This window comes from Comamonadaceae bacterium OTU4NAUVB1 (genome assembly GCA_024372625.1).
GTDB lineage: Bacteria > Pseudomonadota > Gammaproteobacteria > Burkholderiales > Burkholderiaceae_C > Variovorax.
Genome location: CP099605.1, coordinates 1537336 through 1560065 on the forward strand (window position 1 = coordinate 1537336; position 22730 = coordinate 1560065).

The window sequence follows — 22730 nt, forward strand, 5'->3', positions numbered from 1 at the left end:
GCAAACAAGGGCTGCCCAGGCGAACGGCTGAACACCCGTCCACCCATGAAAGGCGGGGGGCGGCACGCTTCCCAGTGGTAGTCCACGTCAGCGCCATCCACCGCAGAAGGGGTGGCGCCTATCGCCAGTCGCGTACCGGTCGAGTGTAGCCCAGCGCCCTGAAACCCCTGGACCGCGCGGGCTCTCAGAAGTCGGCCAGCAAGGCCACCTTCTGGGGGTTGGACGCGGCCGCCGGCGCCGGGGTCGGCGCGGCCTCGGCCTTGGCCGTCGCCGGGGTCGTGGCGGGCATCGCCTGCGCGCGCAGCGTCGGCGGGGTCGTGGTCGGCACGGTGGCGCCGCCGGCGACCTGGCGCAGCCGCTGGTGTTCGGCCAGCACCTTGCTCGCGTAACCGCCGTCGTTCTCGAGGTTGGCCGCGCCCACGTAGTAGCGCAGGCCGGCTTCGAGCGAACCGGCGCGGGCGATGCATTCCTGCAGCACCTTCACGCCGACGCGCATGTTGGTCACGGGATCGAAGGCGGTCAGCGAGCCACCGGCGCTCTCGTACTTGTCGACGTGGATGCGCGTCATCACCTGCATCAGGCCCTGGGCACCGACGTGGCTCTGGGCGAAGGGATTGAAGCTCGACTCCACGGCCATGATGGCCAGGATCAGCGTCGGGTCGAGCTTGGTGCGCTTGCCCAGCGAATAGGCTTCGGACACCAGAACGCTCAGCGGCTCGGCGGCGACGCGGTATTTCTTGCTCAGCCAGTAGGCGACGGCGGCCTGCTGCCGGGGCAGTTCGTGCGGGCTGGCGGCGGTCGTGCGATCGATGGCGGTGGGTTCCGGCGCCGTCGCGTCGACCACGACGACGGGCTTGCGCGATTCGAGCCAGCCCATCAGGTGTTGTTCGCCGGTGGCGCGCAGGTCGGGCCGTGCGGTGAGGGCGAGCACGGTGAATACCGTGGCGAGCCCGACCAGGGCGGAACCGTTGTGGGTGATCTCGAAAAAACCGTCGACCACGTCGGACCCGAAGGTCTTGAGCCCCCGGGCCGTGGTCTTCAACGCCTCGTTCATCGCTTTCCTTTCGGTGCTGAGCCCACGACCTGGCGCACTTCGGGGAAGGGCGACGAACTCGGGGCAGGGCACTTGGATTGGCAAGAGCCGGGTCCGCGCCAGGACATGAAGTGAGGTGTGAGCGCGATGAACCCGACGGAGCCGACGTACGTTGTGGTCGGCAGCGGAGCCTGATGCTCTAGTACTTATGTTGTACCGAGTGATCGGGCGACAGGCATTCTAAAAAGCTCTAAATAACGAGTCAAGAATAAGAAAACAGATCGTTATGCATAAAGATGATGTTCCTGTGGGCGCAAGCGAGGTCGATCCGACATCGAAGTGACATGGGGCGTCAGCCGGGCACCGGTGGCTTTGCGGCAAACTCGACACGATGGACGTGTCTTCTCTCAAACGGAACAAATGGGTGCGGCGCGTTGTCCTCGCGCTCCTCGCGGTGCTTGCGCTGGGCCTGCTGTCGTGGCTCGCGGTGCCGCCGCTGCTGAAGGGCCAGCTCGAGCGGATCGGCAGCGAGAAGCTCGGCCGCGCGGTGACGATCGGGCAGGTCGATTTCAAGCCGTGGACGCTCGAACTCGCGTTGCGCGACGTGCGCATCGCCGGGGCCGGGGGCGGCGCGCCGCAACTGGCGATCCGGCGCATCCACGTGAACGCCGAACTGCAGTCGCTGGTGCGCCTCGGCCCGGTGATCGACGCCGTCGCGATCGAAGCGCCGGCCGTGCGGCTCACACGCCTGGCCGACGGTGGCTACGACATCGACGACATCCTGCGCAAGTTCGCCGAGGCCCCCGCGAAGCCCGACGCTGAACCGATGCGCTTCGCCGTTCACAACATCGCGATTTCGGAGGGAACGGTCGATTTTGATGACCGCATGGTCGGACGCAAGCACGAACTGCGCGACCTCCGGCTGGACGTGCCGTTCCTGAGCAATTTCGATTCGCAGCGCGAGGTCACGACCGAGCCCCGGCTGGCGTTCGTGCTCAACGGCAGTGCCTTCGATTCCAACGCATCGAGCACGCCGTTCGCGGACAACCGCAAGACGGATGGACGCCTGTCGTTCAAGGCCCTCGACCTGGCGCCCTACCTGAGCTACCTGCCCGCGGGATTGCCCGTGCGCCTGCGCGCCGGCACGCTCGATGCCGACCTGCGCGTCGATTTCGAGCGTGCCGCCGCCACCAGCCTGCGCATCAGCGGCACCGTGGAGGCCCATGGCGCCAGGTTCGCCGATGCACGCTCGGGCGAGCCGCTGGCCTTCGACTCGCTGAAGGTCGCGCTGGCCGATGTGCGGCCGCTCGAAGGTGCGATCCACCTCGGCGAGGTCGCGCTCGTGGCGCCGCGCCTGACGCTGGCGCGCCGCGCGGACGGCAGGTTCGACCTGCTGGCGACCGGGGCGGACCCCGGCGACGCACGCCCGCCGGCCGCCGACGCGGCCCGTCCGGGCGCGACGCCGGCCTCCAGGCCGCCACTGCGCCTGCGGATCGACCGTTTCACGCTGACCGCCGGACATGTCGCCTGGCGCGACGAGGCCACGCGTCCGGCCGCGGCCGTCGATGTCGACCAGCTTTCCCTCGCGGCCACCGCGGTCGCATGGCCGGTGACGACGCCGGCGCGTTTCGAGGGAGCGGCCGTCGTCGGCGGGGCGCCGCTCAAGTTCAGTGGCGAGGCCACCGACAAGACCGCCCAGGTGCGCGCGGAAGTCGCCGACCTGCCACTGTCGCTGGCCGCGCCGTACCTGGCGCAGAGCCTGGTGCCCGCGCTCGACGGCAAGCTCGGCGGGCAGGTCGACGTGGCATGGAACGCGGCCTCGACGCCCGCGCAGCTGACGCTCAAGGCGCGCCGCCTGAGCGCCGATGGCCTGGCGCTGACCCAGGGAAAGACGGCCCTGGCGAGCGTCGGCCGGTTCGAGCTGGTCGACGCCGACGTCGACCTGACCGGGCGCACGGTCGCCATCGCCAGCCTGAGCGCGACGGCGCCCAAGGTCCGCATCGAGCGCGACGGCGAACGGCGTTGGATGTTCGAGCGCTGGCTGCGCACCGCCGAACGCGCCGATGCGCAGCGCGCGAGCGCGACCGCCGCCAGGCCCGTCGCGGCCGCGACGCCGCCCGTGGCGGGCGACACCCGGCCCTGGCGCCTGTCGCTCGGCACGCTGGCGGTCCAGGGCGGCACCGTGTCGTATGCCGACGCGGCCGGCAGCGCGCCGGTGGCCATCGAGGTCACCGCGCTGACGCTGACGGCTCAGAAGCTCGCGCCCGGCACCGCGACCGCCTCGCCGGTGCGCCTGTCCGCGCGCATCGGCGCGGGCCGGGCGGATGCCGGGCGGCTCGACTACCAGGGCAACGTGGTACTGCAGCCGCTCTCGGCCGAGGGCCGCCTCGACGTGTCGGCGTTTCCGGCGCACGCCTTGAAGGCCTACTACGGCGATCCGCTCAACGTCGACATCCGCCGTGCCTTCGCCAGCTACCAGGGCACGGTGCGCTTCGCGAGCGCGCCCTCGGGCATCACGTTGCGCCTGGCGGGCGACACGGCCGTGGAGGACTTCCGCGCCAACAGCGCGTCGCTCACGCAGCCCGGCGCGCCGGGGCTCGAGCGCGGCAACGACCGGCTGCTGAGCTGGAAGTCCCTGAACCTGCGCGGGCTTCAGCTCGCACTGGCGCCGAGCGCGCCGCTGTCGCTCGACGTGCGCGAGACCACGCTCACCGATTTCTTCGCGCGCGTCATCGTCGACCCGACCGGGCGTGTCAACCTGCTGAACCTGGGGCGTGGCAGCAAGTCCGAGCCGGGTGCGACGCCGGCCGCCGGCGCGCCCGCCGCGGCGGTGGCCGTCACGCAGCAGCGCCTGCCCGACGGCGAGACGGTGACCATCGCCGCGCCGGCGGTGCCGGCCGCGAGCACCGCCGCCCCGACGGCGGGCGCGGCGCCCGCCGGGACCACCGCCGCCGCGGCGTCGGGCCCGGCGGCGATCCTGCGCTTCGGTCCGATGAGCCTGGTCAACGGCAAGATCGACTTCACCGACCTGTTCGTCAAGCCCAACTACTCGGCCGACCTGAGCGAGCTGACCGGCAAGCTGAGCGCCTTCACCTCGCGTCCCGGCGAGAAGGCCGAGCTGGCCGATCTCGAACTGCGCGGGAAGGCGCAGCAGACGGCCTCGCTGGAGATCGTCGGCAAGATCAACCCCGTGGCCCGTCCGCTGGAGCTCGACATCACCGCGCGCATGCGCGATCTCGATCTGGCGCCGCTGACGCCGTACTCGGTCCGCTTCGCCGGCCACGGCATCGAGCGCGGCAAGCTCAGCATGGACATCAACTACCGCATCGCGCCCGACGGCCGGCTCGCCGCGACCAACAAGCTGGTGCTCAACCAGCTGCGCTTCGGCGAGGCGGTGGAGGGCGCCCCGAACAGCCTCCCCGTGCGCTTGGCCGTGGCGCTGCTGGCCGACCGCAACGGCGTGATCGACATCGACGTGCCGATCAGCGGCTCGCTCAACGATCCCCAGTTCAGCGTCGGCTCCCTGATCATGCGTGCGCTGGGCAACCTGATCGCCAAGGCCGTCACGGCACCGTTCAGCCTCATCGCCCGGGGCTTCGGCGGTGGCGGGGGCAGTGGCGGCGAGGCGAGCGTGGTCACCTTCGACAACGGCAGCGCGGCGCTCACGGCCGCGAGCCGGGACAGTCTGGACGGCATCGCCAAGGGATTGCTGGAACGCCCGACGCTGCAGATGACCGTGGTGGGCACGGCGAACCTGGCGCTGGAACGCGACGGCTACAAGCGCCAGCGCCTGCGGCAGCTCGCCCAGGCCGAGAAGCGTCGCGCCGCCGCCCGCTCGGGCGAGGACGCGGCCGACGTCGCCCCCCTGACCGATGCGCAATACCCGGCGCTGCTCGCGGCCGTCTACAAGCGCTCGGAGATCGCCAAGCCACGCAACCTGATCGGCCTGGCCAAGGACCTGCCCCTCGCCGAGATGGAAGCGCTGCTGCTGGCAGACATCCCGGTCGACGAGGAGTCGATGCGCCAGCTCGCCGTGGCACGGGGAGCGGTCGTGCGGGATCACCTGCTGGCTCAGAAGCTGCCCAGCGAGCGGCTGTTCATCGGCGCGGCACGGGTCCGCACGGCCCCGGAGGAGGGGTGGAAACCCTCTGCCCAACTCAATCTGGCGACCCGTTAGAGACGGTCGGGTCCCGGTCGGTGAAAATGTCGCCATCCACCGGCCTTCCGATGCCAGCGACGGCCCGGTTTCCCTTTCCATTCAGACAACGTTTCAGCAGCGCGCAGTGACCTCCAATTCCTCCAAGCACCACGACCTCCAGTCCCTCGACACGCTCACCGGCGGCGCCTTCACCGCGCCGACGTCGGGCGAACGGGCCCAGCGCATCCGCGACTGGCTCGCGACCCATCCCACGGCCGAACAGATGCAGGGCGTGTTCAAGGAGCTGAGCGGCCGCGACAAGGGCGCCGCCCGCCTGCTGCGCGAGAAGCTCGACGAGATCAAGCGCGCCAAGGGCCAGGAGACCATCGGCGCCGAGTGGGCCGCCAAGGCCGAGGCACTGCTGGGCCAGTCCAAGCTCAACATCGCCGATGCGATGGCCTGGCAGCGCGACGCCGCCCGTGCCGGCGCTCCGCTGTCGCGCGAGCCGCTCGCCGGCCTGAAGAACCGGCTGGCCGAACGCGTCAAGGGCATCGAGGACCTGCAGCATCGCGCCCAGGTCCAGCGCGAGGCCGCCGTGCTGCTCGCACAGCGCTTCGAAGTGCTGTCGACCAAGGGCTGGCGCAACGCGCAGGCCGCCGAGGAAGGCCTGCGCGGCGACGTCGCCCACTGGCAGCAGCAGGCGAGTGAACTGGCCGGTGATCCGAACTGGAGCAGCCTCGATGCCCGCTTCGGGCCGCAGCTCGATGCGTCGAAGGCGCAGTTGCTGGTGGTGTCGGATGCATTTCATGTCGCCCTGGCCCAGGCCATCGCCGCCGCCGCCGATGCCGCCGCGCCGCTGCCGCCGGTCCCTGTCTGGGCCGATGAGCTGCGCGCCGCGCGCGGCCTGCCGACCGAGGCCGCCACGCACGCCGCCGCCACGGCCGCCGCTTCGGCGCCCGTGAAGACCGTCAAGGCCGGATCGGCCAAGGCCGACCCGGAGCGGTTCGCCGCCGCGCAGACCGCCGTGGAAGGCGCGCTCGCCACGCTCGAGAAGGAAACGGCCGAGGGTCATGGCAAGGCCAGTGCCGGTGCCGCCGCCGCCCTGCGGGCGGTGCTCAAGGACCACGGCAAGCTGGTCGAGGCCCCGCTGGAAGCGCGCGTGCACGCGGCCCTGGTCGCCGCCGGCGAGCTCGAAGGCTGGCAGCGCTGGAGCGCCGACAAGGTGCGCGAGGAACTGGTCGCCAAGGCCGAAGGATTGCTGAAGCGTCCCGAAGGCCAGGCACTGGGCGGACGCAAGATCCAGGAGAGCCTGCGCACCCTGCGCGACCAGTGGAAGCAGGCCGACCAGGGCGGCATGCCCAACCATGCGCTGTGGAAGCGTTTCGACGAAGCCTGCAACGAGGCGCACAAGGTCGTCGAGGCCTGGCTCGAGAAGGTGCGCGCCGATGCCGCGGAACACCGTGCCCATCGCCTCGCGCTGATCGAGGAAGTCAAGGCCTGGGCGGCCGAGCACGCCGACGCCGCCGATCTGAAGGCGCACAACCGCGCGCTGCACCAGTTCGCCGATCGCTGGCGCGATGCCGGACACGTCGGCGAGAAGCTCTTCGCCGAACTGCAGCCGCAGTGGAACGAAGCCTTCGGTGCCGCCCGCGCGCCGTTCGAGGCCGCCCAGAAGGCCAGCGTCGAGCGTCGCCAGTCGATGATCGCCGAGGCGGTCGAACTGGGCGCCGCGCCGGTGCTGCGCATCGATGCCGTCAAGGCGCTGCAGCAGCGCTGGCAGGCCGAGGCGCAGAGCGTGCCGGTCGACCGCCGTCACGAACAGAAGATGTGGGATGCCTTCCGCGCTCCCATCGACGAAGCCTTCAATCGCAAGACGGCCGAGCGCGAGAAGGCGTCGTCCGCCATGAGCGAGCACGACCGCCACGTGCTCGACGCTTCGAAGGCGCTGGAGGCGGCCAACGCCACCGGCGACGTGCAGAAGATCCGCGCGGCCATCGCCCGCCTCGAAGGCGCCATGCGCGGCGAGGCCCCGCCGCCGGCACCCGCGCCGGCACCCACGCCCGTGTCGGGCAGCGACGGACCCCCCGTGGGTGCGACCGAGGTGGTCGCGCCGGGTCAGGCCGCCGCCGAATTCGGCGAAGGCGCCCATGTGCAGCCGAGCGCTCAGGAAGCCGTCGCGCCGGCGCCCCTGGCACCCGCCGAAGGCGAGGAGACGCCAGCCGTCGCCGCCGGTCCGGTGGACCTGATCGCCCCCGCCGACAGTTCCGACGCCGGCGCGCGCGCCGATGCCGGCGACAACGAAGCGGGTGCCGTGCCCGAAGCAGCGACCTCGCCGGCCGCACCGCCCAAGCCGCCCGTCAAGGCCGTGGTGGCGCGGCGTGGCGACGACCGTCCCGCCACGCGCCGTGCGGATGCCGCGCCCGCGGGTCGCGACGGCCGCTTCGGTGGCGATCGCCGTGACGGTCGCAGCGGCCCTGGCGGTCCTGGCGGGCGTCCCAACGACCGTGGGCCGCGCCCCGACGGGGGCCGTGCCGATGCCCGTGGCGGTCCGGGCGCCGGTCGCTTCGGCGACCGCCCGCCGCGTTTCGAGGACCGTGGACCGCGTCTGGGCGATGCCGCCTTCCGCGCCCAGCGCGAGGCCCTGGAGCACGCGGAGATGTCGTTGCGCAAGCTGGCCGCGCAGGCGCACGGCGAAGCGCTCACGCAGTTGCTCGGCGCCTGGGAGAAGCGCGACGCGACCCAGTTGCCGAGCGTGCAGGAGCTCGGCCGCGCGGTGTCGCCGACGGTGCGTGGCGTCTGGTCGCAATCCCTCGGATCGGCGCCGGCCGCCTCCGCCGATGCGGCCTCCGAAGCGCTGCTGCGTCTGGAAATGGCGGCGGAAGTGCCGACGCCCGCCGATCAGATCGATGCCCGGCGCGCCCTGCAGCTCAAGCTGCTGACGCGCCGTGGCGACCCGGCTCCGGTCCAGACCTGGGGCGAGGACGCGGGCAAGGTGCTCGCGGCGCCACACGAGGCGACGACGGCGCGGCGTCTGCAGACCGCGCTGAAGGCACTGCTGCGCAAGTAGCCGACGAGTGCGTTCCGGGCGCTCGCACGGCGCGGCCCGGAGCGCGCCCCGATGCACGAGCAGAACGGCTCGACGGCCTTCGCAGGTCGCGACGCCGTTTTTTTTCGTTCAGGCCCGGGACGGTTCGAAGAAGGCGTCGAACAGGTCCAGCACCGTCGGGAATTCGCGTTGGAAGGTGGTTCGATCCACGAAATAGGCTTCGCAGGCGACGGCGAAGAATTCGCTGATCGATTCGGCCCCGTAGGCATCCAGCCACGGCGTCGCGCCGCCAAAGCGCTCGGCGACGATCGTCTTCTCGCGAAAGTCGTCGAAGGCGGGTCCGAGCACGTCCATCCAGGCCGTCCGGGCGTCGCGCGCGCTTGCCGTGTCGAGGAAACCCGGCGGCAAGGGCGGACAGCCGTCGGCTTCTCCGTCGCGCATGTCGATCTTGTGGGCGAACTCGTGCACGACGACGTTGTAGCCCGCCACGACGCCGCCGGCGAGCACGTCCTGCCAGCTGAGCATCACCGGGCCGCGGTCCATCGCCTCGCCGGCGACGATCTCGTCGTACTCGTGCACCACGCCGGCGTCATCGGTGATCCGGCGCCTCGCCACCACCTCCGCCGCATGGACGACGACACCGACGAAGTCGTCGTACCAGGCCAGGCCGCTCTCGAGATGCAACACCGGCAGCACGGCCTGCGCCGCGATCGCCAGGGCGACCTCGTCGGTGATCTCGAAGCCCCTCGCGCCGTGGAATTCCTTGTCGCGCAGGAATTCGGCACTCATGGCGCGCAGGCGGCCCAGGTCGCGCGGTGAACGATCCGCCAGGAACGGGTGGCGTGCCAGGGTGGCGTCCCAGAGGGCGTCGGGGAGGAGGGGGGCGGCACGAAGGCCGCGGAGCCAGCGGAGCACGGAACGGGTCGAACAGCTCAGCGCACGTCCACGCGCTGCGCTCCCGCCGCCGAGAGGCACAGCCGTTGCGCGCGCGGCGGCACGGCGGCGGCGTCCCAGTCGCTCAGGACGATGCGGCGCAAATTGCCTGGCGCGTCGAGGAGATGCTCGGCCGGGCGGTGCGTGTGACCGTGGACGAGCGCGCGCGCGCGGGCATGCGTCAACCAGACGATCGCGGCCGCGGGGTCGACATCGGCCCAGCGGGCGTCGGGGTCGTGCTTGCGATGCTCGCTTTGGGTCCGCATCGAGCGGCCGAGCGCGCGGCGCTCCATCAGTGGCCGTGCGAGGAAGTCGCCCCGCCACCGCTGCGAGCGGACGCGTTCGCGGAAGTCCAGGTAGTCGGTGTCGTCCAGGCAAAGCTGGTCGCCATGCGAGAGCAACCAGCGTTCACCCTGGAACACCAGCACGCAGGGATCGTCGACCAGGGTCATGCCGCAACGCGCCGCGAAGGCCGCGCCGACCAGGAAGTCGCGATTGCCATGCATGAAGAACAGGGGCCGGCGCTCGGCGGCACGGCGCAGCAGGGCCGCGCACTCCGCCTCGAAGCCGTCCGAGTCCGCCGCGTCGTCCCCGACCCAGAGTTCGAACAGGTCGCCGAGGAAGAACACCGCATCGGCCGGCGTGGTCTCCAGATAGCCCCGCCACGCCTCGAAGGTGGCGGGCTCGTCGGCCTGCAGATGGAGATCGGCGAGCAGGTCGACGGTGCGCCAGGCGGCGGGCGCGACGATCTCGGCGAAGTCGGGGCCGGTCATGCCGTCTCGCGGATCCGTGCGTGATGCGTGGTGCGTGATCGGGTCCGGTCGCGTTATTCCGACAGGATGGTGGCTTTCTCGATGATCACGTCCTCGAGCGGGACGTCGTCGTGGAAGCCCTTGCGGCCGGTCTTGACGGCCTTGATCTTGTCGACCACGTCCGTGCCGCCGACGACCTTGCCGAACACGGCGTAGCCCCAGCCCTGCGCCGACGGCGCGGTGTGGTTGAGGAAGCCGTTGTTGGCGATGTTGATGAAGAACTGGGCGGTGGCCGAGTGCGGCGCGCTGGTGCGGGCCATGGCGACGGTGTAGGTGTCGTTCTTCAGGCCGTTGTTGGCCTCGTTCTCGATCTCTCCGGCCGTGGGTTTCTGCGCCATGCCGGGTTCGAAGCCGCCGCCCTGGACCATGAAGCCCGGGATGACGCGGTGGAACACGGTGTTGTCGTAGTGGCCCTTCTTGACATAGGCGAGGAAGTTCTCGACCGACTTGGGGGCCTTGGCGCGATCGAGTTCGAGCGTGATGGTGCCGTGGTCCTTGATGCTGAGTTCGACTTGGGGGTTGCTCATGAGAAGAAGCTCCTTCGTTATTTCGCCACGATGGTGGCGGACTGGATGGTGATGGGGTCGACCGGCACGTTCTGCATGCGGCCCTGGCCGGCGGTGCGTACCGCGCGGATCTTGTCGACCACGTCGGCGCCCGAGACGACCCTGCCGAAGACCGTGTAGCCATGGCCATCGGGGTTGGGCGCGTCGAGGTTGGCGTTGTCCTTCACGTTGATGAAGAACTGCGACGTGGCGGAGTCGGGATTGGAGGTGCGCGCCATGGCGACGGTGTAGCGCTCGTTCTTCAGGCCGTTGCCTGCTTCGAGCGGCACCGGCGCGCGGGTGGGCTTTTCCTTGAAGTCGGCCGTGTAGCCGCCGCCCTGGATCATGAAGCCGTCGATGACGCGATGGAAGACGGTGCCGTCGTAGTGCTTGTCGCGCACGTACTGCAGGAAGTTGGCCACGCTCTTGGGCGCCTTGTCGGGCGCGAGTTCCACGACGATGTCCCCGGCCGACGTGGCCAGCTTGACGCGCGGCATGGTGCCCTGGGCCAGGGCCGGCGTGGCCAGCGCGAGAGAGAAGGCCAGCAGGGCGGTGGAGCGCAGCACGATGCGACGCGAACTGCGAACGTACGACGAAGTGGACAGGGGCATGGGTGGAAGACCTGGTGAAACCTGGAGCGGTCCGACGCCGGGGGTGTCGGCTCAGCGGTTGTTGTTCGGGATGCGACGCGGAACCGGCGTGGCCGCGGGCAGCGCGCCGGAGGCGGGCGTCGCGAACACCTGGCGAAGCGCCGCCAGCTTGGGGGCGATCGTGGGATTGGCCGGCGCGATCTGCTGCGCGCGATCGTAGGTCTGGGCCGCCAGCCGGGCATAGACATCGCCCAGGTTCTCATGGGCGGTGGCATACGCCGGGCTCAGCCGGATGGCGGTTTCCAGGGCGTCGCGGGCACGCTCGAACTGGCTTTGCTGCGCATAGAGCGCGGCGAGGTTGTTGTAGGGCTCGGGCAACTCGGGGAAGTCCTGGGTGAGCTGCGTGAAGGCGAGCGTCGCATCCGCCGTGCGGCCCTGTTCGGTCAGGATCACGCCGCGCAGGAAACGCATCTGCGGATCGCGCGGCTTACCGGCGATGTAGGCGTCGGCCTTGGCCAAGGCTTCGGCGGGCGAGCCCTGGCGCAGCAGCCGGTTGACGTCGCCATAGTCGTCGGCGTGCGCGGCCACGGCCAGCAGCGACAGCACCGGAAACACCCACGCGGCGGCCGAACGCCGCAAGGCGCGCGCGGAGGCGAAAGAGGAGAGAGCGGGGTGCTTCATGGGGTCTCGGGGAAGGCGGCGTGCGTGGGCGGGGCGAGGGCAGGGAGGCGACGCGGGAGGCGACGCGGGAGGCGGGAACGATGCCCGGACGAAACCCGGATGAATGCCCGTCGAGGGCCGTTTATACTGCCTGGATTGTAGCCGAGGGGCCATGCCCAACCCTTCGTGCCAAGGCCTCCACCCCCCTCTGAAAACCGCTCGAACGCCTGCCTCCGGCCGGGCGCGAACCGACGTTCCCCGAATCCCATGAGTTTGCGCATCTACAACACGCTGTCGCGTGAAATGCAGGAGTTCTCTCCGCTGCAGCCCGGCCGTGTGCGCATGTATGTCTGCGGCATGACGGTGTACGACTTCTGCCACATCGGGCATGCGCGCTCCATGGTCGCGTTCGACGTCGTTCAGCGCTGGCTGCGCACGAGCGGGCTGGAGGTGACCTACGTGCGCAACATCACCGACATCGACGACAAGATCATTCGCCGCGCGGTGGACAACGGCGAGTCGGTGCGTGCACTGACCGACCGCATGATCGAGGCGCTCCACGAGGACGCCGACGCACTGGGTATCGAACGGCCTACGCACGAGCCGCGCGCCACCGATCATGTTGCGCGCATGCTCTCCATCATCGGCACGCTCGAGGCCAAGGGCCTCGCCTATCGCACGCCGGCAGGCGACGTCAACTACGCGGTGCGCAAGTTTCCCGGGTACGGCCGCCTGAGCGGCAAGTCGCTCGACGAACTGCACGCCGGCGAGCGCGTTGCGGTGCTCGACGGCAAGGACGATCCGCTGGACTTCGCGTTGTGGAAGGGTGCCAAGGCCGACGAGCCCGAGGAGGTCCGTTGGGCCAGCGACTTCGGTCCCGGACGGCCCGGCTGGCACATCGAATGCTCGGCCATGGCCTGCGCCCTCCTGGGCGAGACCATCGACATCCATGGCGGCGGGGCCGACCTCCAGTTTCCGCATCACGAGAACGAGATCGCGCAGAGCGAAGGCGCCACTGGACAGCCCCTCGCACGCTACTGGATGCACAACGGCTTCATCAACATCGACGACGAGAAGATGTCCAAGAGCCTGGGCAACTTCTTCCTCATCCGCGACGTGCTGAAGTCCTTCGATGCGGAGACGGTGCGCTTCTTCGTGCTGCGCGCGCACTATCGCAGTCCGTTGAACTACAGCGACGCGCATTTGAACGACGCGCGCGCTTCGCTCAAGCGGCTCTACACCGCGCTCCACGGGGTCGCACCCGAGTCCCTGGCGGCGACGTCGATCGACTGGGCGACGGGTCACGCGGCGCGTTTCAGGGCCGCGATGGACGAGGACTTCAGTACGCCGGAGGCCGTGGCGGTGCTGTTCGATCTGGCCGGTGAGGTCAACCGCACGCGTTCGGCGACCCTGGCCGGGCTGCTGCGCGCTCTGGGAGGCTGCATCGGCATCCTGCAGGACGACCCGCAGCGCTTCTTGCAGGCGGGCAGCGTGCTCGACGATGTCGCCATCCAGGCGCTGATCGGGCAGCGGGCCCAGGCCAAGGCACGTCGCGATTTCGCCGCCGCCGATCGCATCCGCGACGACCTGCTCGCCCAAGGCATCGTGCTCAAGGATTCCGTCGCCGGCACCACCTGGGCCGCGGCGCAGTGAAGACGCCCATCTCCCAGGTCGTCATGGCGGCGGCCGACATTCCGGTGCGCGTCATCACGCCCGACTACTGGGAGGAGGCCTGTCGCCATCTCTCGAAGAAGGACCGCGTGATGAAACGGCTGATCCCGCAGTTCGGCGACGCCTGCCTCGAATCGCGTGGCGACGCCTTCGTCACGCTGGCCCGCAGCATCGTCGGCCAGCAGATCTCGGTGAAGGCGGCGCAGGCGGTGTGGGACCGCTTCGCCCAGTTGCCCGGCGAGATGACGCCCGACGGCGTGCTGAAGCTGCGGGTCGACGACATGCGCGCCGCCGGACTGTCGGCCCGCAAGGTCGAGTACCTGGTCGACCTGTCGATCCACTTCAATTCCGGTGCCGTGCACATCGATGCCTGGCAGGACATGACCGACGAGATGATCGTGGAGGAACTGGTGGCGATCCGCGGCATCGGTCGCTGGACCGCCGAGATGTTCCTGATCTTCCACCTGATGCGGCCCAATGTCCTGCCGCTGGACGACGTCGGCCTGATCAACGGGGTGAGCCGCAACTACTTCTCGGGCGAGCCGGTGAGCCGGTCCGACCTGCGCGAGGTGGGGGTGGCGTGGGCCCCCTATTGCAGCGTGGCGACTTGGTATATTTGGCGTTCGCTCGACCCGGTGCCGGTCGCGTACTGACCACAAGAGGAGAAGACGTTGCCCAAACGAACCTTCCTGGATTTCGAGCAGCCGATCGCCGAACTCGAAAGCAAGATCGAGGAACTGCGCTACGTGCAGACCGAATCCGCCGTCGACATCTCCGACGAGATCGACCAGCTCGGCAAAAAGAGCCAGCAGCTCACCAAGGACATCTACAGCGACCTGAGCCCCTGGAAGATCACCAAGATCGCCAGGCATCCGGAACGCCCCTACACGCTCGACTACATCAACGAGATCTTCACGGACTTCGTCGAACTCCACGGCGATCGGCATTTCGCCGACGACCTCTCGATCGTGGGCGGGCTGGCCCGCTTCAACGGCACGCCCTGCATGGTGCTGGGACATCAGAAGGGCCGCGACACCCGGGAGCGCACGCTGCGCAATTTCGGCATGAGCAAGCCGGAGGGCTACCGCAAGGCGCTGCGGCTGATGAAGACGGCGGAGAAGTTCCGGCTGCCGGTGTTCACCTTCGTCGACACGCCGGGGGCCTATCCGGGCATCGATGCGGAGGAGCGCGGCCAGTCCGAAGCCATCGGGCGCAACATCTTCGAGATGGCGCAGCTGGAGGTGCCCGTCATCGTCACGATCATCGGCGAGGGAGGCTCCGGTGGCGCCCTGGCCATCTCGGTGGGCGATCAGCTGGTGATGCTCCAGTACTCGATCTATTCGGTCATCAGCCCCGAGGGCTGTGCCTCGATCCTGTGGAAGACCAGCGACAAGGCGCAGGAGGCCGCCGATGCGCTGGGCATCACCGCGCACCGTCTGAAGGCGCTGGGCCTGGTCGACAAGATCGTCAACGAGCCCGTGGGTGGCGCGCACCGCGACCACCGCCAGATGGCCGCTTTCCTGAAGCGGGCGTTGAACGATGCGTTTCGTCAGGTGAGCGACCTGCCGGTCAAGGAATTGCTCGCGCGCCGCTACGAGCGGCTGCAGAGCTACGGTCGTTTCTCGGACACGAAGGCCGAGAACGCGCGCTGAGGCGCATCCGGAGACGGCCACACCGTTTCCGCGCGTCGCTTCGATGGGTCACGGGCCGTCGCGCAATCCCGCGGATGCCGCACTGGCGAAATGGGCTGCGTCGCCTGCCCGCCTGGATCCGCAACTTCGTCTTGGCATCGCCTACAGCGGAGGCGCCGATTCCACCGCCTTGCTGCATGCGGCGGTCCGACGCTGGCCGGGTCGGGTGGAGGCGTTGCACGTGCATCACGGGCTTCAGGATGCGGCGGACCGGTTCCAGAACCACTGCGCGGCCGTGTGTGCCGGTCTGGGCGCGCCGCTGCACGCCGGCCGTGTCGATGCGAGGCATCGTCCGGGTCAGAGCCCGGAGGACGCCGCGCGCCGGGCCCGCTACCTCGCGCTCGCGGGGTTGGCGCACGCCTGCGGGATCGCGCATGTCCTGCTGGCCCAGCACGCCGACGACCAGGCCGAGACCCTGCTGATCGCGCTCGGGCGCGGGGCCGGTCTCGACGGTCTCGCGGGCATGCCGCGCGAGATGCGGCGTCACGACGTCGCTTTCCACCGGCCGTTGCTCGACCTGCACGCCAGGGACCTGCGCGGCTGGCTGCGTGACGCCTCGGTGCCATTCATCGAGGACCCGAGCAACACCGACGAGCGATATACGCGCAACCGCATCCGGGCTCGACTGATGCCCGTCCTGGACGAAGTGATGCCCCGGTTTCGCGAGACCTTCGCGCGCACCGCGCGCAATGCCGCGCGGGCCTCGGAACTGCTCGTGTCGTTGGCCCTCGACGACCTGGCCGTGATCGGCATGCCGCCGTCGATCGACGCATTGCGGGGCCTGCCCCAGGAACGCCGTGCCAACGCGCTGCGCCACTGGCTGCGCAGCACGCACGGTGTCGTCCCCAGCGAAGCCCAGTTGCTCCAGCTCCTCGTGCAGGTGCAGGCCTGCACCACGCGAGGCCACGGCATCCGCCTGAAGGTGGCCAGCGGTTTCGTGGCGCGCGAGGGCGCGAGACTGCGTTGGTACAATGCCGCGCCTCCTCCCTGACCCACGGCCCTGCTGCCGCTGCGGCCGTTTCATCCAGTCTCTTCCAGTCCTCATTTCAACCACATGGCATTGATCGTTCACAAATACGGCGGCACGTCGATGGGCTCGACCGAGCGCATCAGGAATGTCGCCAAGCGCGTGGCAAAGTGGTCGCGCGCCGGCCACCAGATGGTCGTGGTCCCCAGCGCCATGAGCGGCGAGACGAACCGTCTCCTCGGTCTCGCCAAGGAACTCGCCACCCACAGCGCCGGCACCGAGCATTTCCGTGAACTCGACATGCTGGCGTCCACCGGCGAGCAGGCGTCCTCGGCGCTGCTGGCCATCGCGCTGCAGGCCGAAGGCGTGCCGGCGGTGAGCTACGCCGGCTGGCAGGTGTCCGTGCGCACCGACAGCGCGTTCACCAAGGCGCGCATCGAGCGCATCGACGACGAGCGCGTGCGCGCCGACCTGGAGGCCGGCCGCGTGGTCGTCATCACGGGTTTCCAGGGCGTCGACGAGGCTGGCAACATCACCACGCTCGGGCGCGGCGGCAGCGACACGTCGGCCGTGGCGATCGCCGCGGCGATGAAGGCGAGCGAGTGCCTGATCTACACCGACGTCGATGGTGTCTATACCACCGACCCGCGCGTCGAACCCGACGCGCGCCGCCTGACCACCGTCAGCTTCGAGGAGATGCTGGAGATGGCGAGCCTGGGCTCCAAGGTGCTGCAGATCCGCTCGGTGGAATTCGCCGGCAAGTACAAGGTCCCGCTGCGCGTGCTCTCGAGCTTCACGCCCTGGGACATCGACATCGATGAAGAAGCCAAGTCCGGCACGCTGATCACTTTCGAGGAAGACGAAAACATGGAACAAGCCGTCGTATCCGGCATCGCATTCAACCGCGACGAGGCCAAGATCTCGGTGCTGGGCGTGCCCGACAAGCCGGGCATCGCCTACCACATCCTGGGCGCCGTCGCCGACGCCAACATCGAGGTCGACGTCATCATCCAGAACCTGAGCAAGGACGGCAAGACCGACTTCAGCTTCACGGTGAACCGCAACGATTACGCGCGAACCGTGGACCTGCTCAAGGCCAAGGTCCTGCCCACGCTGGGCGCGGCGGAGGTGGTGGGCGACACCAAGATTTGCAAGGTCAGCATCGTGGGCATCGGCATGCGCAGCCACGTCGGCGTGGCGAGCAAGATGTTCCGCGTGCTCAGCGAGGAGGGCATCAACATCCAGATGATCTCGACCTCCGAGATCAAGACGTCCGTCGTGGTCGACGAGAAGTACATGGAACTCGCCGTGCGCGCGCTGCACAAGGCGTTCGATCTCGACCAGCCGATCGCATAAAGAATGCGTGAAGCCGGAAAACCGGCTTCCCAGATGGCATAATCGACGGCTCAGGAACTGTGACCGAGTGGCCGAAGGTGCTCCCCTGCTAAGGGAGTATGGGGTGTAGAGCCTCATCGAGGGTTCGAATCCCTCCGGTTCCGCCAATACAGGCTCTGGCATCGCCCAGGACCTTCCAGAAAAGCCCGATAGATCGTCGATCTGTCGGGCTTTTTTGCTGTCCGCAGCTTCGCGGGCTTCCATGGCTTGCCAGTCGTTTCCGCCCTGATCCAAGCGCGGTTCGTGGTATTAAGAGTGGTAACCGCACGATCGCTGGTACTTCGTGCGGAGACGGGGTGGTGGAAATTCGCGCATGCCTCGACCCGTGCTCACCGTCCTGGCGCTCAAGGTCCGGCCCGCCGAAGCAACAAGGATCCCAGCCAGCACGCAGGGTTGGCGGTCGACCTCGCGGCCTCACCACGTGATTCGGCCGCTGGCGAAGTTCCCGATGATCGGCGCGTGCGGCAGGGCCAGGGCCAGGGGTAGGGTGAAAGTTCGCGCTCCATACTGACGTCTTCAACATCGAAAGACGACCATGGACAGTCCCTCGTTTCTTGAAGAAGTGCACATCGATCTGATGAAGAGCGGCAGGCACGCGGTGGCGACGCTGCGGCGCTACGAGGATGGCTGGCTGGTGCACCGGATCGCCGAGGAAGGGCGCCCCGACGTCGAGGAGCACGTGGACGTCTTTCCCGACAGGGAGCTCGCGGCGAGGGCGGCGGAGAAGCTCTGGATTCCGTGAGCGGTCCTCGGGCGACCATGACGGGCGGCCGGCGGCCGTCGGGTCTAGGGCTGCCCTGCGAACGAACGACGACGCGGTAGCGAGGTCCCGCTTCATGCGACCTCCGTCCGACGGTCGATGGACTGCAAGTGGTTCGAGGGCCGCGCGGATCGCACGAGCGTGGGCCTCGCGATACATGGCGGCGGCACCTTACCGCCGGCCGCCAGCCGCCGGGAGGCGGAGCGAGGCCGGGCCGAGTCGGATCGGGCCGCCGGGAGGCGAAGCATCGTGTGCCCGCCGAAATCGCCACACGGCCCGGCCGTGTGCGCCGGCCCGCGCCGCGACGCGCGCTCAGAGTGCCGCGGTCATCATCAGGCGAAGCGTGCGCGGTGCGCCGGGAAACAGGTAGACGTGGCCGAACTGGTAGGGCGATTCCTTCCAGTAGCGGCGGTCGGCGAGGTTCTCCACGCCCAGCGTCCAACGGGTGGCGACGCCGTTCAGGCGCGTGTCGTAGCGCAGCGCGGCGTCGAAGCGGGTCCACGACGGCAGCTCGATCGAGCCGTCGGGCAGCACGGTGCGCCGGCCCTCGTGCGACATGCGGCCCTGCAGTTCCAGACCCGGCACGGCGGCGACGCGGTAGGCGACCTGCGCGCGCAGCACCTGGCGCGGCACGTTGGTCGGCCGCTCGCCGTTGATGGCGGGTTCGACCAGGCTGCCTTCGCGCTTGGCGTCGATGGCGGTGACGCCGCCGGCCAGCCGCCACGGACCCTGCGTCCATTGCGCGCTGGCCTCGATGCCGCGATGCACCGCCCGGCCGTCGGCGCCGCCCAGGCAGGGGCGGATGTCGAGCCGGTTGCAGGCGTCCACGTTGGTCACCGGCCGCGCGATGTCGAAGTACGCGACCTGCCAGCCGAAGGCGTCGGCGCCGCCCTTGAAGCCCGCCTCCCACTGCCGCGACTGCACCGCCGGCAGGGCCTCCCCGGCATTGACGTACTGCGAAGCCCGGTTGGGCACCACCTGCGACTCCACGCCCCGGCCCCAGCTCGCGTAGGCCAGCAGGCCGGGACGCAGCGTGTAGCTCAGTGCCAGCCAGGGCGAGGTGATGCCGTCGGCATAGCCGGTCGGGCGCGAGCCGTCGGTGCGGATGCTGTCGCGGTCCAGGCGCGTGTGGCGCAGGCCGACCCAGGTGGTGAAGCGGTCGTTCCAGCGGATGGCGTCCTGGAACGACAGTTCGGTCGAGCGCTCGTCGCGGTTGGTGCTGGGGTCGGTCAAGGCCGGGTCGGCCGGCACCACCGCGGTGCCCTGGACGTTGCCGGTGCCCACCAGGTTGAACGCCTGGTCCTGGAAGCGGTTGCGCACGCGGCTCGCCAACAGGCCGAAGGACAGGTCGTGGCGCACGTCGCCGGTGCGCGCCTGGCCCTTCAGGCTCAGGCTGCCGGCGGTCTGCGTGCGGCGTTCGTTCTCGCTGCGGAAATCGTAGAAGTCGAAAGTGCCGTTGGAGCAGTAGCGGTCGAAATTGCCCTCGGCGCCACAGCCGAAGGCGTAGGCCAGGCGGTCCTGGCTCTTCAGGCGCTGCTGGCCGAATTGTGCGCTCCAGCGCCAGTTGGCGTCGATCGCCTGCGTGAAGCGCAACGTGCCGGTCAGTCCCTCGAACACCGAAGGCTGCGACCAGGGCTGGTTGTTGAGGTTCAGGCGCGGGTCGACCGGCGCGGGCAGCCTGTTGCCCAGGAGGCTGAAGCCGTTCTGGCTCGGCTGGGTCTTCTTCGAGCGTTCGATCTCGACCTCGAACAGCGAATCGCGCGTCACGCGCCAGTCGGCCGCCAGCGAGAACAGGTTGCGCCGGCCGTCGAGGTCGAAGGTGCGCGGCTTCAGGTTCTCCGCCACGGCGTTGAGGCGATAGCCGAACTGGCGTTCGGCGCCGAAGCGCCCGCCCAGGTCGACCGCGCCGAGCACGCCGCCGCGCCCGCTGACGTCGACGCGCACCTCGCGCAGGTCGCGCTCGGTCGGCCGCTTGACGACGTAGTTGACCAGCCCGCCCGGCGCGCTGGTACCCGCCTGGATGCCGCTGGTGCCCCGCAGGATCTCCACACGCTCCTTGTTGTCCAGCGCGATGGAGGTCTCGGCGCTGATCGGCAGGCCCTCGCGGCGGTAGTTGAAGCGGTTGTCGAGCACGAAACCGCGCACGGTCAGGTAGTCCCAGTAGCCGGCCGAGTTGTACGCGTCGGTCACCGACGAGTCGAATTGCGTCAGGTCGGCCAGCCGACGCGCGCCGCTGTCGCGCAGCGTGATGCTGTCGACGACGGTGGCGGAGATCGGCACCTCGCGCAGCGGCAGGTCGCCGAAGCCGGCGACGTCGGCCTGCGGCCCGGTGGCGCGCGCATCGACGGTGACGGTGGACAGCGCGGCCTCGGCGGCGGCGTCCGCCGGCGCGGCCGGTTGCGACTGGGCCGAGGCGGCCGTCGAGGCGAGCCACAGCAGCGTGGCGGCGGCGCGGGCGACGGGCGTCGCGGCGAAGGCGTCGCGGCGGCGGCGCACGGCGGGGGATTCGGAGCGGGGCGGGCGTTGGGGGGTCATGGGATCGGATCGGTGAGGAGAGGGAGCAGGTGGAGGAATGGGAGCGGAACGGGTTCGGAAGGGACGGGGCCGGCGACGAGGAGGGCGGCGCGGTCAGCCCGCCGTGCCTTCGCGCCAGTGGCGCAGTCCGTCCGCGACGGCGGCGGTCCAGGCGCGGGCGGTCGCCTCGGGGTCGTCGGCCGCGACCAGCGCGCGCACGACCGCCACCGAGCCGACGCCGGTGGCCAGCACGGCCGGCCGGCGCGCGGCGTCGATGCCGCCGATGGCCACGCACGACCGATCGCGCATCAGCCGGGCGTAATCGCCCAGGCGCGCCAGGCCCTGCGGCGCGGTGGCCATCGCCTTGAGCGTGGTGGGGAAGACGGCGCCTAGCGCGACGTAGCTGGGACCGACGGCGTCGGCGCGCACCATCTCGGCATAGCCGTGCGTGCTCACGCCCAGGCGCAGGCCGGCGTCGCGCAGGCGCCGCAGGCCGGCCGGTGCCATCGCGTCGAGGTCTTCCTGTCCCAGGTGGACACCATAGGCACCGGCCTCGATCGCGGCGGCCCAGTGATCGTTGACGAACAGCAGTGCGCCGGTGCCGCGCACGGCCTCGACGGCGGCGCGGACCTCGCGGTCGATGGCGTGCGCGTCGCTCGACTTGAAGCGCAGCTGCACCGTCGGCACGCCCGCGTGCGCCATGCGGCCGACCCATCGGGCATCGGGCAGCACGGCGTAGAGGCCCAGTTCGGCCGGGCAGGGGGCGAAGGCGTCGGCACGCGTGGCGGGCGATGGCGCGCGCAGGCCGAAATCGGCCGGCGTCGCGGGCCACGCCGCCGCGTCGAAGGCGCCGGTGCGCAGCGTCTGCGCGCGCCAAGCGCTGGCCAGGCATCGGGCATCGGCGTCGATGAAGCCGAGGGCGAGGCAGGCCGCCTCGACGCCGGCGCCCACCGGGTCCGGATCGGCGTCCGGCGGCCGGACGCCGGTCTCCGGCGTCGACGACGTCGCACCGAAGCGCTCCGCGTGGGCGGCGATGACGGCCGAGGCGACGGCGGTCGATGAGAGCGGCATGGATGGCATGGCGGTGACCGGGCGTGGGGGATCGCGAGGCGCCGACGCTCTATCCATGGTGTTCGGCGTGGTGCCAGAAGGGCGTGCCCAGCACCGGCGTGCTCGGCTGCGCGGCGTCCTGTGCCGTCATCGCGCCGGCGCGGTGCGCCGCGCGACCGGCGACCACGGCATCGGCGAAGGCGCCGGCCATCGCGACCGGGTCCTGCGCCAGTGCGACGGCGGTGTTGAGCAGCACGCCGTCGTAGCCCCACTCCATCACTTGGCAGGCGTGGGAGGGCAGGCCCAGGCCGGCGTCCACCAGCAGGGGCACGTCGAGCCGCTCGCGCAGCGTCCGCAGGGCGTAGGGATTGACGGGGCCGCGGCCGGTGCCGATGGGCGCCGCCCAGGGCATCACGGCCTGGCAGCCGACGTCGACCAGGCGCTGGCACAGCACCAGGTCCTCGGTGCAGTAGGGCAGCACCAGGAAGCCGTCGCGGATCAGGCGCGAGGCGGCCTCCACCAGGTTGAGCGTGTCGGGCTGCAGCGTGTAGTCGTCGCCGATCAGTTCGAGCTTGATCCAGGGCGTGTCGAACAGCTCGCGCGCCATGTGCGCGGTGGCGACGGCTTCCTCGATGCCGTGGCAGCCGGCCGTGTTGGGCAGCACCGGCACGCCCAGTCGACGCAGCAGCGGCCAGAAGTGGTCGTCGCCATCGGCCAGGGCGGCCGTGGTCGGCGCGGCGGTCTGGCGGCGCAGCGACGCCGTCAGCATGGCCGGCCGCGCGCGCCGCACGGCGGCCTCCAGCACGTCCGGCGACGGGTAGCGGGCCGTGCCCAGCAGCAGGCGGCTGGCGAAGCGCCGGCCATAGAGGACCATGGCGTCGTCGGTGGCGCAGGGGGTCGAGGAAATCATCGGTGCATCCAGGGT

Annotated in this window: 17 protein-coding genes, 1 tRNA gene and 1 riboswitch; of the genes, 9 read left to right on the forward strand and 9 right to left on the reverse strand. The window is 70.1% G+C overall.

Features of this window, described 5'->3' with window-relative positions:
* Positions 1-6: 6 nt before the first annotated feature.
* Positions 7-142, reverse strand: a riboswitch (ZMP/ZTP riboswitch).
* Between the two features lie 42 nt (positions 143-184).
* Positions 185-1054 (reverse strand): lytic transglycosylase domain-containing protein, encoded by an 870-nt coding sequence (locus NF681_10635; GenBank protein ID UST55588.1) that lies wholly within the window; start codon positions 1052-1054, stop codon positions 185-187.
* Positions 1055-1424: 370 nt separating this feature from the next.
* On the opposite strand from NF681_10635, the gene NF681_10640 reads away from it, so the two are divergent.
* Both NF681_10640 and NF681_10645 read left to right on the forward strand, forming a co-directional pair.
* Positions 1425-5210, forward strand: a complete 3786-nt coding sequence (locus tag NF681_10640; protein ID UST55589.1) for a DUF748 domain-containing protein — start codon at positions 1425-1427, stop codon at positions 5208-5210.
* 106 nt (positions 5211-5316) lie between these two features.
* Positions 5317-8238: a DUF349 domain-containing protein gene (locus tag NF681_10645; protein ID UST55590.1), complete on the forward strand. Its 2922-nt coding sequence runs from the start codon at positions 5317-5319 to the stop codon at positions 8236-8238.
* 108 nt (positions 8239-8346) lie between these two features.
* Here the strand turns inward: NF681_10645 and NF681_10650 are convergent, their stop codons facing one another.
* Genes NF681_10650 through NF681_10670 form a run of 5 tightly spaced genes read right to left on the reverse strand, consistent with a single transcriptional unit; the run spans position 8347 to position 11778 of the window.
* The gene (locus NF681_10650; GenBank protein UST55591.1) at positions 8347-9132 is read right to left on the reverse strand and encodes a zinc-dependent peptidase; all 786 of its coding nucleotides are present in this window, start codon (positions 9130-9132) and stop codon (positions 8347-8349) included.
* 17 nt (positions 9133-9149) lie between these two features.
* Positions 9150-9923, reverse strand: coding sequence for a UDP-2,3-diacylglucosamine diphosphatase (locus NF681_10655; protein UST55592.1), 774 nt, complete (start codon positions 9921-9923; stop codon positions 9150-9152).
* A 53-nt stretch (positions 9924-9976) separates the two neighbouring features.
* Positions 9977-10489 (reverse strand): peptidylprolyl isomerase, encoded by a 513-nt coding sequence (locus NF681_10660; protein ID UST55593.1) that lies wholly within the window; start codon positions 10487-10489, stop codon positions 9977-9979.
* A 17-nt stretch (positions 10490-10506) separates the two neighbouring features.
* Positions 10507-11118 carry a peptidylprolyl isomerase gene (locus NF681_10665; GenBank protein ID UST55594.1) on the reverse strand — a complete coding sequence of 204 codons (612 nt, stop codon included), beginning with the start codon at positions 11116-11118 and terminating at the stop codon, positions 10507-10509.
* Positions 11119-11169: 51 nt separating this feature from the next.
* Positions 11170-11778: a tetratricopeptide repeat protein gene (locus tag NF681_10670; GenBank protein ID UST55595.1), complete on the reverse strand. Its 609-nt coding sequence runs from the start codon at positions 11776-11778 to the stop codon at positions 11170-11172.
* A gap of 246 nt (positions 11779-12024) precedes the next feature.
* On the opposite strand from NF681_10670, the gene cysS reads away from it, so the two are divergent.
* The 7 genes from cysS to NF681_10705 all read left to right on the forward strand — a co-directional run bounded on the left by cysS (position 12025) and on the right by NF681_10705 (position 18223).
* Entirely contained in the window at positions 12025-13410 is a 1386-nt protein-coding gene (gene cysS, locus NF681_10675; GenBank protein UST55596.1) for a cysteine--tRNA ligase, read from the forward strand.
* A gap of 23 nt (positions 13411-13433) precedes the next feature.
* Positions 13434-14081, forward strand: coding sequence for a DNA-3-methyladenine glycosylase 2 family protein (locus NF681_10680; protein UST55740.1), 648 nt, complete (start codon positions 13434-13436; stop codon positions 14079-14081).
* An 18-nt stretch (positions 14082-14099) separates the two neighbouring features.
* Positions 14100-15080 carry an acetyl-CoA carboxylase carboxyltransferase subunit alpha gene (locus NF681_10685; GenBank protein UST55597.1) on the forward strand — a complete coding sequence of 327 codons (981 nt, stop codon included), beginning with the start codon at positions 14100-14102 and terminating at the stop codon, positions 15078-15080.
* Positions 15081-15123: 43 nt separating this feature from the next.
* Complete coding sequence (gene tilS / locus NF681_10690) at positions 15124-16110, forward strand: tRNA lysidine(34) synthetase TilS (GenBank protein UST55598.1); 987 nt, start codon at positions 15124-15126, stop codon at positions 16108-16110.
* A 63-nt stretch (positions 16111-16173) separates the two neighbouring features.
* The gene (locus tag NF681_10695) at positions 16174-17442 is read left to right on the forward strand and encodes an aspartate kinase (GenBank protein ID UST55599.1); all 1269 of its coding nucleotides are present in this window, start codon (positions 16174-16176) and stop codon (positions 17440-17442) included.
* Between the two features lie 53 nt (positions 17443-17495).
* Positions 17496-17588: transfer RNA gene (locus NF681_10700), tRNA-Ser, on the forward strand.
* 428 nt (positions 17589-18016) lie between these two features.
* Positions 18017-18223 carry a hypothetical protein gene (locus NF681_10705; protein ID UST55600.1) on the forward strand — a complete coding sequence of 69 codons (207 nt, stop codon included), beginning with the start codon at positions 18017-18019 and terminating at the stop codon, positions 18221-18223.
* 330 nt (positions 18224-18553) lie between these two features.
* On the opposite strand, the gene NF681_10710 is transcribed toward NF681_10705, so the two are convergent.
* The 3 genes from NF681_10710 to NF681_10720 all read right to left on the reverse strand — a co-directional run bounded on the left by NF681_10710 (position 18554) and on the right by NF681_10720 (position 22715).
* Positions 18554-20776 carry a TonB-dependent siderophore receptor gene (locus tag NF681_10710; GenBank protein UST55601.1) on the reverse strand — a complete coding sequence of 741 codons (2223 nt, stop codon included), beginning with the start codon at positions 20774-20776 and terminating at the stop codon, positions 18554-18556.
* Positions 20777-20869: 93 nt separating this feature from the next.
* Complete coding sequence (locus NF681_10715) at positions 20870-21826, reverse strand: thiamine phosphate synthase (protein ID UST55602.1); 957 nt, start codon at positions 21824-21826, stop codon at positions 20870-20872.
* 49 nt (positions 21827-21875) lie between these two features.
* Positions 21876-22715: a thiazole synthase gene (locus tag NF681_10720; protein ID UST55603.1), complete on the reverse strand. Its 840-nt coding sequence runs from the start codon at positions 22713-22715 to the stop codon at positions 21876-21878.
* Between the last annotated feature and the right edge of the window lie 15 nt (positions 22716-22730).